The sequence below is a fragment of the Streptomyces sp. NPDC003077 genome, from assembly GCF_040611095.1.
In the GTDB taxonomy this organism is placed as follows: domain Bacteria; phylum Actinomycetota; class Actinomycetes; order Streptomycetales; family Streptomycetaceae; genus Streptomyces.
Genome location: NZ_JBEXNM010000014.1, coordinates 11,749 through 26,933, shown reverse-complemented (window position 1 = coordinate 26,933; position 15,185 = coordinate 11,749). Strand labels below are relative to the sequence as shown.

Annotated in this window: 13 protein-coding genes; 4 read left to right on the top strand and 9 right to left on the bottom strand. The window is 67.9% G+C overall.

Annotation, left to right across the window (positions count from 1 at the left end):
- The first annotated feature begins 104 nt into the window (after positions 1 to 104).
- Positions 105 to 1,046 (top strand): aldo/keto reductase, encoded by a 942-nt coding sequence (locus ABZX96_RS12490; RefSeq protein WP_355542216.1) that lies wholly within the window; start codon positions 105 to 107, stop codon positions 1,044 to 1,046.
- 206 nt (positions 1,047 to 1,252) lie between these two features.
- On the opposite strand, the gene ABZX96_RS12485 is transcribed toward ABZX96_RS12490, so the two are convergent.
- The 3 genes from ABZX96_RS12485 to ABZX96_RS12475 form a co-directional block, all read right to left on the bottom strand.
- The gene (locus ABZX96_RS12485; RefSeq protein ID WP_355542213.1) at positions 1,253 to 1,555 is read right to left on the bottom strand and encodes a hypothetical protein; all 303 of its coding nucleotides are present in this window, start codon (positions 1,553 to 1,555) and stop codon (positions 1,253 to 1,255) included.
- A gap of 254 nt (positions 1,556 to 1,809) precedes the next feature.
- A complete protein-coding gene (locus ABZX96_RS12480) occupies positions 1,810 to 2,253 on the bottom strand; it encodes a very short patch repair endonuclease (protein WP_355542210.1) in 444 nt (147 codons plus the stop codon).
- A gap of 147 nt (positions 2,254 to 2,400) precedes the next feature.
- Positions 2,401 to 2,574, bottom strand: coding sequence for a hypothetical protein (locus tag ABZX96_RS12475; RefSeq protein WP_355542208.1), 174 nt, complete (start codon positions 2,572 to 2,574; stop codon positions 2,401 to 2,403).
- 254 nt (positions 2,575 to 2,828) lie between these two features.
- On the opposite strand from ABZX96_RS12475, the gene ABZX96_RS12470 reads away from it, so the two are divergent.
- The 3 genes from ABZX96_RS12470 to ABZX96_RS12460 are packed head-to-tail and all read left to right on the top strand — an operon-like array spanning position 2,829 to position 6,756.
- Positions 2,829 to 4,898, top strand: coding sequence for a helix-turn-helix transcriptional regulator (locus tag ABZX96_RS12470; RefSeq protein WP_355542206.1), 2,070 nt, complete (start codon positions 2,829 to 2,831; stop codon positions 4,896 to 4,898).
- A complete protein-coding gene (locus tag ABZX96_RS12465) occupies positions 4,895 to 5,881 on the top strand; it encodes a hypothetical protein (RefSeq protein WP_355542203.1) in 987 nt (328 codons plus the stop codon). The genes ABZX96_RS12470 and ABZX96_RS12465 overlap by 4 nt, the downstream gene beginning before the upstream one ends.
- On the top strand, positions 5,878 to 6,756 hold the full coding sequence (locus ABZX96_RS12460; protein ID WP_355542201.1) for a DUF6339 family protein: 879 nt from the start codon (positions 5,878 to 5,880) through the stop codon (positions 6,754 to 6,756). Before ABZX96_RS12465 ends, ABZX96_RS12460 begins: the two co-directional genes overlap by 4 nt.
- Positions 6,757 to 6,766: 10 nt before the next feature.
- Here the strand turns inward: ABZX96_RS12460 and ABZX96_RS12455 are convergent, their stop codons facing one another.
- The 6 genes from ABZX96_RS12455 to ABZX96_RS12430 all read right to left on the bottom strand — a co-directional run bounded on the left by ABZX96_RS12455 (position 6,767) and on the right by ABZX96_RS12430 (position 15,168).
- Complete coding sequence (locus ABZX96_RS12455) at positions 6,767 to 7,942, bottom strand: DNA cytosine methyltransferase (RefSeq protein WP_355542198.1); 1,176 nt, start codon at positions 7,940 to 7,942, stop codon at positions 6,767 to 6,769.
- 10 nt (positions 7,943 to 7,952) lie between these two features.
- Positions 7,953 to 8,969, bottom strand: coding sequence for a DNA cytosine methyltransferase (locus ABZX96_RS12450; protein ID WP_355542195.1), 1,017 nt, complete (start codon positions 8,967 to 8,969; stop codon positions 7,953 to 7,955).
- A gap of 244 nt (positions 8,970 to 9,213) precedes the next feature.
- Positions 9,214 to 10,599 carry a PrsW family intramembrane metalloprotease gene (locus tag ABZX96_RS12445; RefSeq protein WP_355542471.1) on the bottom strand — a complete coding sequence of 462 codons (1,386 nt, stop codon included), beginning with the start codon at positions 10,597 to 10,599 and terminating at the stop codon, positions 9,214 to 9,216.
- 61 nt (positions 10,600 to 10,660) lie between these two features.
- Positions 10,661 to 11,692 (bottom strand): tRNA (guanosine(46)-N7)-methyltransferase TrmB, encoded by a 1,032-nt coding sequence (gene trmB, locus ABZX96_RS12440; protein ID WP_355542192.1) that lies wholly within the window; start codon positions 11,690 to 11,692, stop codon positions 10,661 to 10,663.
- Positions 11,693 to 12,005: 313 nt separating this feature from the next.
- Positions 12,006 to 13,220: an L-2-hydroxyglutarate oxidase gene (gene lhgO / locus ABZX96_RS12435; RefSeq protein ID WP_355542189.1), complete on the bottom strand. Its 1,215-nt coding sequence runs from the start codon at positions 13,218 to 13,220 to the stop codon at positions 12,006 to 12,008.
- Positions 13,221 to 13,692: 472 nt separating this feature from the next.
- Positions 13,693 to 15,168 (bottom strand): MFS transporter, encoded by a 1,476-nt coding sequence (locus ABZX96_RS12430; RefSeq protein ID WP_355542186.1) that lies wholly within the window; start codon positions 15,166 to 15,168, stop codon positions 13,693 to 13,695.
- Between the last annotated feature and the right edge of the window lie 17 nt (positions 15,169 to 15,185).

The window sequence follows — 15,185 nt, the reverse complement described above, 5'->3', positions numbered from 1 at the left end:
GGATGCCCGTAAAGCACCCTTTCGCCCCTGAGAACCCTGAGACCCCATCCCTGAGACCCCACCCCGAGATGCCGGCCTCCGCGCCCCGGACGTAGGAATAGACCATGACCGCGACACAGAAGACCCTCGGTTCCCTCTCCGTCTCGCCCCTCTGCCTCGGCGGCAACGTCTTCGGCTGGACCGCCGACGAGGCGGAGTCGTTCGCCGTGCTGGACGCGTACGTGGACGGCGGCGGCACCTTCATCGACACGGCGGACGTCTACTCGGCCTGGGTGCCGGGCAACAAGGGCGGCGAGTCGGAGACGGTGATCGGCGACTGGCTCGCCTCGCGCGGCCACCGTTCGGACGTCGTCATCGCGACGAAGGTCGGCGCCCATCCCGACTTCAAGGGCCTGTCCGCCGCCACGATCAAGAAAGCGGTCGACGCCTCGCTGACCCGCCTGCGGACCGACTACATCGACCTCTACTACACCCACTACGACGACGAATCGATGGAGATCTCCGAGTTCCTCTCCGCCCTGGACGAACTGGTCAAGGCCGGCAAGGTCCGGGAGATCGGCGCCTCGAACATCTCCGCGCGGCGCTTGGAAGCGGCGCTGGAGTTCTCCGAGCGGGAGGGATTGGCCCGGTACGTGGCCATCCAGCCGGAGTACAACCTGGTCTCCCGGGACACCTACGAAGGCGAGCTCTCCAACGTCGTCGCGCGCCACGGCCTGGGCGCCGTCCCGTACTACGCCCTGGCGTCCGGCTTCCTCACCGGCAAGTACCGTCCCGACACCCCCGTTGAGAGCGCGCGCTCCACCAAGGCGTCCGCTCACCTCGACACCGAACGCGGCCGCAAGGTCCTCGCCGCCCTCGACGAGGTGGCCGCCGCCCACCACGCCAAGATCCCCACGGTCGCCCTCGCCTGGCTCGCGGCCCAGCCCACGGTCGCCGCGCCGATCGCCAGCGCCCGCACCGTGGAGCAGCTCCAGGCGCTGCTGGCCCTGCCCGAACTCCAGCTGACGGAGGAAGAGGTGGCCCTGCTCTCGGACGCGTCCGCCTGAGGAGGACGGGCCCGCGTCCGGGCCCGACAGGCAGCCGCCCAAAGGGCACGCGAGCGGGCCTCGCAGGCACACGGGCAGCGCTTACGGACACGCGGCGGCCCGTCCGGCGGATGAGCGGGCACGCCCGGACACACAGGGGGCCGGACCGGGACATTCCCGGCCCGGCCCCCGGCCGTACCCAGCGACCGCCGACCGCGGCGCTCTGCTCAGGCCCGTCGATCCGCCAACGCCCAAGAGGCGACCGCGACGCCCCCCGCGACCGCGAACACCGACGGCCAGGCCCCGACCTTCTTCGCCAGCGGGTGCGACCCGGCGAACGCCGCCAGGTACAGCCCACTCAGCGCGGCAGCCGTCTTCCCCCCGGCCTTGCGCTGCCACTCCCGCGCGGCCACGGTGCCGGCCGCGGCCAGCGCCACCCCGCCCAGGGGCCGCTTCTTGGTCCATCGGGCCACGCCGTACCCACCGACCAGCCCTGTGGCCGCCACTGCCGCTGCCGGTATCCGAGCCATCACTCATACACCTCCACGTCAAAGACCTTCAAGGACAACTACTGCGGAACCCTATGCTGAGCACCTATGGGGCACGTCGTAGGTTCACTGGTGAAAACCAGCACCCCAGGACGACCTCCGTCCCCGTTCCGATAGATGACGAGCCGCCCTTTCTGAATCGTGATCATTAACAAAACTTATTAGAGGAATAGGGGAGTAAGTATCTATGGGTTCATATCGGGCATAAAGTCACCTTGGGAAGATCGACGCGCGGCTCAGTGCTCATCGCTCCTCCTCGAAAGACGAACCGCCTCAACCACGCGCTGCGCAATGGCCTCTGGATCCTCGTGCTCCCAGAACCGCAGGACCTCCCAACCCGAGTCCTTGAGGTGAGCAGTGGTCTCGAGGTCGCGAGCCATGTTCGTGTCGAGCTTGTTACGCCACCAATCAGCGTTCGCTTTCGGACTCGTGGCGTGATCGGGACATCCGTGCCAGAAGCAACCGTCCAGGAAGACAGCGATCCGCAGCCCAGGAAACGCGATGTCTACTGTGCGACGGGCCATCCCTGGAACGCGGTATTGAAGCCGGTACCGGTAGCCCGCGCCGTGCAGCAGTTGCCGCACGGCGAGCTCCGGTTTCGTGTCCCGCCTTCCTTGGCGGGACATGCGAGCGGAAACGCCAGAGGAAGAGGGGACGGGAGGGCGGTTACGGTCCGTCATAGGGCAAGCATGGCCGATCGGCCGCCCGGCCGACAGGGAAGGTGACCCACGTAACGCCTCGTCACCGTCGTACGGGTGCGAGGATCGGCGCGGCCGCGACTGACCTCTCGGGGTGAGCCGCGACCGCATGCAAAGGAGGCTCCGCTATCAGTCGTCCGCGACCTGAACGGCGACCTTCCAGGTGCCGGAGGGGCGCGACGGGTCGCCCTCTCCCAGGACCGTCACGCCGCCGGGGGTGATCAGCACCTTGTATCCAGCGACTTCGGTCGGGGGGTACTCGCACTCGAACTGGACCTTGCGCGGTGTTGCAGTCACTGCCATGTCCCTTCTCGGTTGGCTGCCGATGAGGCATCATGGCCCTCGGCAAGCAGTTCGCGCAACCGTTCGGAAACGGAGCGAGTGTTCGTTCATGCGGGCACCCTAGGGGCTGGCGGCAAGAAACCGCAGGTCAGGGCGCAGGAACGGCAGCGGCAAGCAGCCCAAGGGCAGGTTAAAAGTCCGCCCTTGATTAACTAAACTTAACTAAAACGTGATCAATTAACTAGCTTGATGAGCGATCAGGGAGTGAACGGTTCATGCCCGTCGAGTTCGGAGAGTGGCTCAGCCGATTGTTGGAGCAGAGGGGGATGAGTCAGAAGCGGCTCGCGGCCGCGACCGGGGTTACGGGTGCGGCCGTGAACGGGTGGGTCAATGGTCGTTCGGAGCCGCGGTACGAGAAGATCGCAGCGATCGCAGCGGCCCTGGGTGTCACCGTCGAGGACGCGGTGAACCGGCGGATGCCGAAGGCACGTCACGAAGCCCTTGAGTGGATTTTCCGCGCGGCCCCGGCAGATGGAGGGCGTGAGGGGGGAAACGCGGCGAACTTCGCTTTCTCGGCGAGCTTGGAGGTGCTGGCCCGGGAGGCCACGCAGAACAGTTTGGACGAGCGGCTCCCGGGTGACGCTCCGGTGAGTGTGCGATACGTGTTGCACGAGCTGACCGGCCAGCACATGCTGGATTTTCTGGAAGCACTCGGCTGGGGGGCGATAGAGAAGCACATCCTGGCGTCCGCCGATGCACGACAGAAGGTCGGCCGGGTATTGCGGGATGGACTCGAGGAACTCGAGCGCACCCAGCGCCTGATGCTGTTGCGCGTGGACGACTACAACGCCACAGGTTTGACAGGCCCGGAGTATGACGATGGCCGTTTCGCCCGAGTGGTACGGCGGACCCTGGACAGCGGCAAGGCCGGGACGCAAGGCGGGTCGTACGGGTTGGGTAAGGCAGCTCTCTGGGCGGCCAGCAGGTTCGGCCTGGTCCTGGTGAACAGTGTGCTGTCGGAGCCGGAGGACGGGCGTACGGAACGTCGTATGGCAGGCCGACTCGAACTTCCTTGGCACGCATTGGACGGTGAGGAATTCGCAGGGCCGGGATGGTTCGGCGTGCCGGACCCGTCGAGGCCGAACACCGCTCGGTCCTGGTGGGGCGACAGGGAGACTGCCGAGCGTCTCCACCTCGAAAGGGACGGTACAGACCCCGGCACGTCCTTCCTCATCGTGGGTGCCTACGACGGGTTGGGCGACAGCGAGGACATCGACGACATGCGGGGGCGCCTGGTAGCGAGTCTTTCGCGCAACTTCTGGGCCTCCATGGTCGGGGGTAGGCAAGAGGGTGCGAAGTTGAGGGCTTCGGTGGTGGCCTTCCGAAATGGAACCCCGCTCGGTCCTGAGGAGATCATCGATCCCCACGAGCATCAGCCTGCACGCTCACGTGCCGTTCAGGCCTTTCTCGACGGCAACACGGTTGGTGAACTGACCGACCGCCACCAGGTTCTGCAGACCACCGTGCCTCTGGAGCTCCGCCGCCGGAAGGGCGAGTCCGGAGAGGTCAGCCCGGGTGTCCACGAGGCCATCCTCCTGCTCACCCCCGCAGATGACGAAGACGACGGGCCTGACCAGATCGCATACATGCGCGCGACACGGATGGTGGTCAAGTACAAGCGTGTCGGAGACCTGCCCCTGGGGCACCGGCCGTTCCAAGCAGTCCTGCTGGCCGGTGCCGCAACTCGCCGTGAGACGCGAGAGGCGGAGGCGGCGGAACAGATGCTGCGGACCGCGGAGCCGCCGGATCACAACGACTGGGAAGGTACCGAAGACCTCACCGCTACCTATGAGCGGGGAGCCCGTCAGAAAATCATCGAGTTCAAGAAGGCCGCCGAACAGGTGGTGCGGGAAGTCCTGCGTGTTCAGGAGGACGACGAAGCTGCCGAGGACGGTCCTCCGGTACTGCGAGAACTGCTGCGGTTGGATCGTCCAAAGGTGGTACGGGCACAGAGCTTTCCGACGGTCAAGGCTGTGGAAGGCGTCGTGAACGAAGACGGTGCTTGGGAGGTGACCGCAACGGTGAAGCTCCCTCAGCAGGACGAGCCATGGCTGCTCGCTCCGATGGCCAAGTTCGTGGTGCGTTCCTCGGGACCGGTCGGCGTCGGATGGAGCGAAGTGATGCCTCTGGACAATTGTGAACTGACACCCAATGGCAACCTGTTGTTCCGTGGTGGGGCTGCTCAGGGGAAATTTCGAGGTGTGACGGATGTGCTCAGTCATCCGGTGGCCGCTCGGATGTCTCAGGTGATGGTTGAGGTGCGACGGGTGACGGAGGAAGTATGACGAAGGCGGTTTTCCCCTATCGGGTATTGCACGGTGACGTGGTCTTGCGAGTGGAGAAGGCCGTCATTGATGGTGGCCGGTCCGTGGAACTGAGCAGAATCGGCGACAGTAGCAGGATCGTCGCTCTGGATGGTCTGCAGGAAACGATGAGGCGCTGGAGTGAGGTCACGCTCAAGGTTTCCGTGAAAGTCGACGGTGACGAACTCCGCGCCGGCCCATGGCAACAGCCACGATGCATCGCCGTGGCCAGCAATCGTCGGACGAATGTCTACCATGCTTTCCCCCTCCGACAGGACGCCGAGGGGTGCTGGTCGGGAGAAGTGGACCTCGTTCGTGACGAACATATGGGGCGCAGCGAGATCACGGCGCGCATCGTGGCGATGGTGGACGGGGTGGACGGCCGGCTCGTCGGAACGGCCGAGGCGCCTTGGTACGTGGACTTCGAGGCTAAACGTCCGTCGCCGGAGCGATCGATCAAGATTCGGTGGCTCGATTTCACCGACTCGTCCAACGATCACCTTAAGGAGTACAGGAACGATCCCTGGCTGTTCGACTCGGAAGCAGGGGAACCCGTGCTCTACCTGAACTCTTCTGTAGAGGGACTAAGAGGTGTGCTTGAGAATGCCACCACACCCGAGCAGAAGGTGGTCCGGGAATTGGTGTCCTCGCAGGTCGCCTCTGAGGCATGGTCGGCAATGTTCAACGCTGCCGTGTACGCCTGCGAGGTCGTCGAGGGCGAGCCTCAATGGCCCGACGGCTGGCATGAAGACGTACTGCGCAGGATGCTTCCAGACCTCTATCCGGACCTCTCTCCGGACGAGGCTTTGATCGAGCTGGTTCAAGGACGCACAGAAGGGGAGAACGGGTCGGACCTGCAGCGCCGGCTGATGCACGGAGCAGGGGCCCAGTCGCGCAAACCACGGAAGATTTCGTCGGCTCTGCGTGACTTGAGGCGCATAGCAAAAAAGAAGGAGAACGTGTGATCGGCAGCGTTATCGATGTGCCTGAGAGGCTCGGAAAACTTTCGGATTCCGTGGCCAACAAGGTGCTGACGCCGAGTGTGATGAAGGGGGCGGCGCTGCCACAGTCCACACTGGTAAACGGGTCGACCGCGGCTCCCGACGAGTCATCGCGTTGGCACACAACAGAATTGCGCGCTCTCATCGAGGAGGCTATGGAGCGTTTTGCTGGGGAGCGAACGACGCTGTCCGACTCCTGGCTTGCTCCTCGGCTTCATTCCACACTCCGCTTGACCCGGGTCGAGGCGACGGAAACAGCGCTGTGGAATTTCATCTCCCTGCGTGTCGGACCCGACTACGTCAGGTGGCGCTGGGGTAGGGAGAAGGATGGTGCCGTGGTGGTCGGGCAATCGGCTCGTTTCAGCGGGCGCTGGGACATCCAAGCCTTTTCCCGGCTGTGGTGGGCCGCCGAACTTTTTCGGGATGGCGACAACTACGAACCGGTCCTCACGGCTTGTGCGAATCAGGATGTCATGAACACAGCCCTGCGGCTGGAAATGATGCGTCATCGTCCGGCTGCCCAGGCTGTCGTCAAGTTGCTAGACAACCAGGTGATAAATACTGGCCGGGATGTGAACGGACTGCTCAAGGCGGCTGGTGCAGCGGGGAGTACTTTGGTCTACGAGGCACTGGCACCGGACGAGCCCCGGGACCATGAGGCGTTGAGGAACTGGATCGCTGCCGCGGAGTCGGATGCTCTCTGGTCTGCCGGTATGCCGCAAGGGCCATCCGACGGCAGGGTGCCGCCCCGTTCTGTGCGACGACTTGCTGAACAGTTCGAGGAGCTTTTTGCCACGGCTCCGGTTAGGGGGAAGGTGGAGCCCGAGGGCGAGCGCTGAATTAGGAATTTCAAGCGCTGAGCGCCTCGTACACAACCCCCGCGAGTGCCTTGGACAGGCCGACAGGTACGGCGTTACCGATCTGTCGGCCTATCTGCACTTTGCTTCCCGCCCACTTGAAGTCCTTGGGAAAACCTTGGATGAGGGCGGCCTCGTAGTGCGTGATGGGACGATGAGCAGTCGGGTGGAGGTAACGCCCTTTTTCCGGCTTGTAGAATTCTGTTCTGATGGTGACCGACGGCCGGTCCCAATACATTCGTCCCATCACGTCGTGGGAACCGTTGCGGTGAGCCATCCATTTCTCCGTGGACAGCTCTGGTGGTAGATCGTGGCGATTTCCGCCCGGCGGAATGGCCGCGTAGCGCTTCCTGGAATGCTCTGTCGGGTTACGACCGAAATGCAGTTCGGTGGTTCGGAAATCGCCCGGAAGCGTGGTCCCGAGCGGCGCACAGGTTTTTCCGCTGGGAAGTTCGGTTGTTGCTGTTTCCGTGGGCGTGTGCGCAAAGACCTCTGGCCCCACCGCAACCCAGGGGGCCGGCCCGGAACCCGGAAGAAATGCACCGGCGTTCTTGGCGTGTGTCGACTCGGGGTAGGTCAGGTCGGCAAGATGCTTGAGATCCCTGCGGACGGCAATGACTATGGCGCGGCGACGGGCCTGGGGTACCCCGTAGTCGGCTGCGTTGAGAACAGAGTGCTGGACCAGAACGTAATCGCGCAGAGCGCCGTCAGGCTTCTCGGTTGCCGCGTGCAGCAGGGCGAACTCAGGAGAGCGCAAGAAACGGTCGACGTTCTCGATGATGAACAGCTTGGGTTTGATGGCGTTGACGATCCGCGTGTACTCCCGCCACAGTTTGTTCCGCGGATCATTCTTGTCCTCTTTGCCCAGCCCGGAGAAACCCTGGCACGGTGGGCCGCCGAGAATCACATCCGCCCGGACCTCTTGCGAGTTCGGTGACCAGACCTCGATGTCCCCGGCGTGAATGTGTTGTGCCCCCCCGGCTTCTCCGGCGAAGTTCAGGGCGTAGGTCGAGGCGGCTGCGATGTCGTGCTCGACCGCAGCCACCGTGCGGAACACAGGTTGCGTGACTCCTGAGGGCCGAAACTCGTGGAAGCCCTGGGTGAAGCCACCGCAACCCGCAAAGAGATCAACTACGTTGATGGTGCCGGGGTTGCGGGAGGCGTTCATAGGGGAGATCTTAGCCGGCCGAGGCAAGGTGGTTCGACCGGGATGCCCCTGCTGAGAGCGCCTTAGCGATGCTGTGGCCAACAGCTTCGGCCAGAGGTGGTGGCACAGCCTGGCCCACCTGGCGATAGGCCCTTGTCTTTCGTCCGGTGATCACCCAGTCATCGGGGAATCCCTGGAGCCGAGCTGCCTGTGCGACGGTGAGGGCCGGCAGGTCCTTGCGATCCGCGGAGATGTCCCAGGGAGTATCGGGACCGGGGAGTTCGTCGGCTACGGTGCCGCCGTTGATGCCCATCTCTTGCCAAATGTTCTTTGCACGTCCCGGGCCGAGATCGGGCCCACCGCGTCGGTCGGACCCGCCCACCAGTGTTGGTGCGACACGCTGTGCGTGTGCCGCCCAAGCTGCAGCGTGGGGCCACCCCTGGCTGGCCATGGAAGGGTACAGGGCATCGCCGACGCTCGCGGGTGGGCCCGGAAGTGGTGCAGGCCAGGCGAATGTGTCCGCGCAGTCTTCCTTCAGGGCAATGAAGAATCCGTGCTTGCGATCCTGTGGTACGCCGAAATGCATGGCGTTCAGTACTCGCTTGAACAATCGATACCCGAGATGTTCAAGTTCGTCCTGTATTTCACTGCGTATTTCCGCAAAGTCCTCCGATTCGACAAGACCAGGAACGTTCTCGATGAGCACGGCGCGGGGACGGACCGTGCCCACAAGGTAAAGGGCAGCTGTGACGAGCTTTCTCTCGGCGTGATCCTCGGCTCGCTCGATGGTTGCCAGCGACTTCACCCTGGGTGGTCCGGCGGAGAGCAGATCCACTCCGAACGAGTCCGGGTGCCGCTCCGGTTCGAACTCCTCCAGGTCTTCCTGGACCAATTTCCAGGTCGGTCGGTTGGTCCTCAGGGTACGAAGCGGGTGCTCGTCTTTTTCCACCAGGACCGAGGGTACGAATCCAGATTTTTCCAGGCCGAGAGCGAGACCTCCGGCGCCGGCACAGATTTCCAAGGACCTGAAGACAGACGGGGTGGTCATCGTTCTCCTTCTGTGAACGGCTGTGTGATCAACGTACGTCAGAGGAGGGAAACAGAGAAGGTCTCGTGTGTGTGCATCAGCCGCTGCGAACCGCGACCTACTGACGTCGGACGGGCCAGGTGTGAGCGTAGGGTGAGCAGTCGACAACTTTGTGAGGCTGCTGACTGATCAGTGCCGCGCCCACCCTGCGCCCACAACGCATCCATGACACGTGATCGCGGTTGCGGCCAGCAGGTGGTCTCATTCATCCCCGCCCGTAAGGCCCATACGGGTACCCCGGCCCTCCATAGGGCTGATGCGGCCCCCCATACAGGTGATGCGTCCCCCCATACGCAGGATGCCCCACCGGATACGCCCCCGGCCCGTACACCCCCCGCCGCGTCAGCCACAGCGCCTGACCCAGTGCCGCCTCGGCCACCGGCCGGTGCTGCCACAGGCGCTGGAGCAGCTGGTGTTCCCGGGCCGCGAAGTCGGGCCCCGGGCCCCGGCGGCGTGCGCGGTGGCGGAGGAAGGCCAGTGTGGTGGCGGTGGTGGCGTACGTGGTGACCGCGCGTGCGGCGTCGGGGCCGTAGGCGTGGCGGGCCAGGGCGCGGGCCGTGGAGCGTGTCTTGAAGGAGGAGAGGGAGAGGGGGTCGGTGGGGGCGAGCCAGCCGGTGGTCACGTAGGGGAGCAGGTGGGTGCGCAGGGAGAGCAGGTCGCGGTGGCGGATCCAGATGGCGAGCCAGGTCAGGGTGGCGAAGACCGGGACCATGAAGAGGCCGTAGACGGTGAGGAAGGCGAAGCCGCCGAGGAAACCGTTCTGCCCGAGGTTGGCGGCGCTGTTCCAGATGGAGTGCAGGAGGATGGCCGTCAGGAGGCCGACGATCGGGAGCGCCACCCTTAGGGAGCGGCGGTTCGGGTAGTGGGTGGCGGCGATGCCGAAGGCCAGGCCGGTGAGGATCGTGAAGAGGGGGTGCGCGAAGGGGGACATGATGATGCGGACGAAGAAGGTGCCCGCGGTGTACGAGTCGAGCCCCGTGTGCCCCATGTTCTGGTCCTCGCCGAACGCGTTGCCCAGGTAGAGGACGTTCTCCGTGAAGGCGAACCCGGTGGCGCTGATGCCCGCGACGACGATGCCGTCCGTGATGCCGCGGAAGTCGCGCCGGCGGAAGAGGAACAGGAGCAGGACGGCGACGGCCTTGACCGACTCCTCGACGACCGGGGCGACGACCGCCGCGCCCCAGGTCTCGGCGTCGGCGGGTGAGGTCGACAGGTTGCCGGCCAGCCAGTCGGTGGCGAAGCCGTTGGCGAGGATCGCCAGGAGGGTGGCCGCGCAGGCCCCCCAGGCGAAGGCGAAGGCGAGGTTGCGCCAGGGCTCCGGTTCGACGCGGTCCAGCCAGCAGAACGCCGCCACCAGGAGAGGCACCGGGAAGACGGCCAGACCCAGGCCGACCAGGAACCCCTGGGTTCCCGTCTGCTCGCGGACCATCGCCAGGATGACCGCCCCCGACAGGGCGAGCAGGCATATCAGAGCCGTGGCACGCGCCGTCTTGCCGCGCCACAGCACGGCCGCCCGGCGCGGCCCGTGGGGCCAGCGCGCCGGGACGGGAGGTGCGGCGGTGAAGCCGGTGCGGGGCGCGTACGCAGGTATCGGCGGCTGCGAGGGCGGCTGTGACGGGTTCACCTGTCGACCCTAACCACAGGCGCCAGGACTATGCGGCTCGGCGGCGGAACAGCAGGTCGTGCACGACGTGGCCCTTGTCCAGGCCCTGTCCTTCGAACTTGGTGAAGGGACGGAAGTCCGGCCGCGGGGCATACGAGGGATGGAGGTTCTCCAGCGTGGGCTCGGCGGAGAGGACTTCGAGCATCTGTTCGGCGTAGGGCTCCCAGTCGGTCGCACAGTGGACGAGTGCGCCGGGGGCCAAACGGGTGGAGGCCAGCGCGATGAACTCGGGCTGGATCAGGCGCCGCTTGTGGTGGCGCTTCTTGGGCCAGGGGTCGGGGAAGAAGACCCGCAGCCCGGCGAGGGAGCCGGGGGCCAGCATCTCGCGCAGGAGGATGATCGCGTCCCCGTTGGCCACCCGGACGTTGGTCAGGCCCGCGCGCTCCGCCAGGCTCAGCAGATTGCCCTGCCCGGGGGTGTGCACGTCGCAGGCCAGGATCCCGGTGCCGGGGTCGGCGGCGGCCATCTGGGCGGTCGCCTCGCCCATGCCGAAGCCGATCTCCAGGACGACCGGGCGGCCGTCGAAGAGCGCGTTGAGGTCGAGCCGCGACAGCCCGTCGATGTCCAGGCCCCACTCGGGCCAGCGCCGGCGGATGGCGGCGGCCTGCGCGGGGGAGACGCGGCTGCGGCGGGGCTGGAAGGAGCGGATGCGGCGCTCGTGGTGCGCCCCCGCGGGGTCGGCGGCGGGGCCGGTACCGGGCGCGAACATCGGCTCCGGGCGGTGGAACCCCGCTTCGGCCCGGGACTGCGCACGGTGGGACCCGGATGCGGCGCGAGATGGCTCGCCGGCGCCGTCCGGCTCGCTCTCCTCGCCGCTCGCGGTGCCGGTCCGCTCCTCGTCCGCGGCGGTGGGCCGTACGGGTGACGAGGGGCCGCTCGGCGCGGCGGCCGGCGGGACGGGGACCGGGCCGGGCGCGGCGTGCTCGGCAGGCGTGTGCGCGGACGCGTCGGGAGCGGCGTCGCCACCGGGGGCGTCGACGTCGTCGGGACCGGGGGCGGAGGTGGCGGGATTCTCGGACACAGTGCGGCAATTCTACGGGCGGGTGGAAACGGGGGAGGGGGGCTGTGGACGGGGCCGACACCGGCCCGCACACCCGGGGGACACCACTGTCGCGGGGCTCGCGGTCACCTGCCCCGTCCGCATGTGCCGAAGGAGTGCCGAGGGCTCACCACTGTGGCGGGCGCCCCACCGCATCCGCACACGCCGACGAGGCGCCGGAGCCCGTCCACCGTGCCGGGGCTCGCGGCCGACGTGTCCCGTCCCCGAGGCTGACCCGTCCGTCTCCGAGGCCCAGGGCCCGTCCGATCCCTCCGCGAGTGTCGTCCCGTCCACCTCACCCCCCGTCCATGGCTTCCAGCGCCCGGCGGGCGATCTCCCGGCCGATGGGGAGGGAGGCGGTCGCGGCCGGGGACGGCGCGTTCAGGACGTGCACGGCGCCTGGGGAGCGGGCGAAGAGGAAGTCGTCGACGAGTGTGCCGTCGGAGAGGACGGCCTGGGCGCGGACGCCCGCGGGGGCCGGGCGCAGGTCCTCCTCGCGCACGGCGGGGAGCAGGCGGCGCACCGCGTCGGTGAAGGCGCGGCGGGACAAGGATCGGCGCAGTTCACCGGCGCCGTAGCGCCAGTGGCGGCGGGCTATGTGCCAGGAGCCGGGGAAGGCGAGCGTGCCGGCGAGGTCGGCGGGGCGCAGCGTGCTCCAGCGGTAGCCCTCCCGGGCGAGGGCGGGGACGGCGTTCGGGCCGATGTGCACCGAGCCGTCGATGCCGCGGGTGAGGTGCACGCCGAGGAAGGGGAACGCCGGGTCGGGGACCGGGTAGACCAGGCCGCGGACCAGGGAGGCGCGGGCGGGGGCGAGGGAGAAGTACTCCCCGCGGAAGGGCACGATCCGCATGTCCGGCCGGTCGTCGGCCAGCCGGGCGACGCGGTCGCTGTGCAGGCCCGCGCAGTTGACGAGGGCCCGGGCGCGGAAGACGTCCCCCGCCGCCGTCCGGACCGCCGTCCGTCCGGTGCGGCGCCCGATCGTCCGTACGTCGGCGCCGTACACGATCCGGGTGCCGGCGTCCGAGGCCATCCGGGCCAGCCGTCCGGCCACCGCGCCGAAGTCGCAGACCCCGGTGGTGCCGACGTGGATGGCGGCCAGGCCGTGGACGTCCGGTTCGCGGCCGGCGATCTGGGCGGGACCCAGTTCGCGAACCGGAATGCCGTGCTCCCGTCCGCGCTGCACCAGGGCGTGCAGGCGCGGCAATTCGGCGCGCTCCGTGGCGACGATCAATTTGCCCGTGACGGCATGCGGTATGTCGTGTTCCGTGCAGAACTTGACCATTTCCGCCGACCCTTGGAGCGCGAACCGCGCCTTGAGCGAGCCGGGTGGGTAGTAGATGCCGCTGTGGATCACGCCGCTGTTCCGGCCCGTCTGGTGCCGGGCCGGGCCCGGCTCCTTCTCCAGGACGACGACGCGGGTGCCGGGCGCGGCACGTGTGAGCGCGTAGGCCGTGGCGAGACCGACGATGCCGGCGCCGATCACCAGCACGTCACTGTCGTATACGGCCACGACCCCTCCCCTGCGCGATCACCCTCACCGACACCGGCCGGAACCACCGGCCTCCACCATCATGACGGGGAGCACTGACAACGGCACCGGCCGTCCCGCCCGGCCCACGGAATTCGGACGACGGCGCTCCGGTGGCGAAACCGTCGTTCCGGTCGTTTCCGCCCAGGCTCTCCGACCTGCCCGGGGGCGGGTGTGCGGCGCTTCGTCGGGGCGCCCTGGGGGCTCGCGGTGTTCCCCGGCCGGAGCGCCCATCGGGATGCCCCTGGGAGCGTCCGGAGCGTGCGAGGCCCGCCTGTCGCCCGCCGTTCCGACGCGCCCGGCACCCGCCGCCACCCGACCGTGCCCCGCGCCTTGCGCACCGTGGCCCGAGACCCCGGCGCTGCGGCCCCGCCCACGTGCGCCCGCCCCCGCGCTCCCACTCGCGGCCGGCCGCCGCCCGCGCTCGCGTGCCCGCCGGCCCACGTCCGCCCGCCTAGGCGGGGGCGACGAGCAGGGGCCGGGCCCGTTCGCGCAGTTCCACGACGCGGGGCTCGTCCCCGTACGGTTCGAGCCGGTGCAGCAGGTCGCGCACGTACTCGGTGGTGCGGGCGGAGGAGATCCGGCCGGCGACCTCCACGGCGCGGGCGCCCGCCGCGCACGCCGCGTCCAGATTGCCGGACTCCAGCTCCGCGACCGCCGACACCACCAGCCGCAGTCCGTGGGAGCGGACGTACTCCTCGGTCGGCCGGGACAGCGCCTGTTCGGTGAAGCGGCGGACCTGCCGGGGCAGCCGCAGGTCGCGGTAGCACTCGGCCGCGTCGGCCGCGAACCGTTCGTACGAGTAGAAATCCAGCCACGAGGGGTCGGAGTCGCCCTGGCGCGAGCGTTCCAGCCAGCCTTCGGCGGCCTTCAGGGCGACCTCGCAGGCGCGCGCCTCACCGGCCTTGGCCTGCGCCCGCGCCTCCACCAGGCGGAAGAAGCTCATCGTGCGGGCGGTGGCCAGCCCGCGGTTGCGTTCCGAGGCCGCCTGGGCGAGGTCCACGCCCTCGTCGGCGAACCCCCGGTACGTCGCCTGCAGGGACATCGATGCCAGGACGTAGCCCCCCAAGGGCACGTCGGCGGCGGCGCGCGCCAGGCGGAGCGCCTGAATGTAGTAGCGCTGCGCGGCCTCCTGCTGGCCGGTGTCGAAGGCCATCCATCCGGCGAGCCGGGTCAGTTCCGCGGTGGCCCCGAACAGCGCGCGCCCGACCTCGTCGCTGTACGAGGCGAGGAGTAAGGGAGCCGCGTCCATCCGCAGGCATTCGGGCACCATCGAGGAACGCCAGTCGCCACCGCCGTACTTGGAGTCCCAGCGGCGCGCGTCCTCGGCGGCCTCACGCAGCTTGGAGACGTCGCTGTGCCCCACACGGGAGGGCGCCGCCTCCGTGCCGTTGACGGTGTCCTTGGGGCCGTCCTTGAGGGGATGGTCCTTCGGATCGCGCGCTTCGGGGGCTTCGCGGGCCACGGAGCTGTCGGCCGGGGATATCAGCCATCGGGAGGCGGGCGTCGCGTACGCACTGACGGCGAAGGATCCGGCCAGGCTCTGCCAGATCCCGCCGCCGCCCGCTCGCCGACCGGCCAGATCCAGTCGGTACAGCTCCGTGGCGGACCGAACGGCGGCGGCCACGTCGCGCGGGAAGGCCAGCCCCACTTCGGGCGCCGGGTCGGCGTCGGCCAGGCCGATTTCGTGCAGCGGAACCGGGCGCCCCAGTTTGCCGGCGATCGCAGCCGCAATCAGATGGGGGGCGGCTCCCTGGGGCACCATGCCTTTGGACACCCAGCGGGCGACCGACGTCTTGTCGTAGCGCAGCGTCAGTCCGCGCTGCGCTCCAAGATCGTTGACCCGCCGGGCAAGTCCGGCATTGCTGATCCCCGCGAGGGCGAGAACGGTGCCGAGCTTCTCGTTCGGCCCGCGTATATCCCTGGACATGCGCACCCCTCGACACA

Coding starts and splice junctions, on each gene's coding strand:
- ABZX96_RS12475 (WP_355542208.1), bottom strand. CDS start 2,574: ATGGCAGTGACTGCAACACCGCGCAAGGTCCAGTTCGAGTGCGAGTAC.
- ABZX96_RS12465 (WP_355542203.1), top strand. CDS start 4,895: ATGACGAAGGCGGTTTTCCCCTATCGGGTATTGCACGGTGACGTGGTC.
- ABZX96_RS12450 (WP_355542195.1), bottom strand. CDS start 8,969: ATGACCACCCCGTCTGTCTTCAGGTCCTTGGAAATCTGTGCCGGCGCC.
- ABZX96_RS12485 (WP_355542213.1), bottom strand. CDS start 1,555: ATGGCTCGGATACCGGCAGCGGCAGTGGCGGCCACAGGGCTGGTCGGT.
- ABZX96_RS12430 (WP_355542186.1), bottom strand. CDS start 15,168: ATGTCCAGGGATATACGCGGGCCGAACGAGAAGCTCGGCACCGTTCTC.
- ABZX96_RS12470 (WP_355542206.1), top strand. CDS start 2,829: ATGCCCGTCGAGTTCGGAGAGTGGCTCAGCCGATTGTTGGAGCAGAGG.
- ABZX96_RS12490 (WP_355542216.1), top strand. CDS start 105: ATGACCGCGACACAGAAGACCCTCGGTTCCCTCTCCGTCTCGCCCCTC.
- ABZX96_RS12455 (WP_355542198.1), bottom strand. CDS start 7,942: ATGAACGCCTCCCGCAACCCCGGCACCATCAACGTAGTTGATCTCTTT.
- ABZX96_RS12480 (WP_355542210.1), bottom strand. CDS start 2,253: ATGACGGACCGTAACCGCCCTCCCGTCCCCTCTTCCTCTGGCGTTTCC.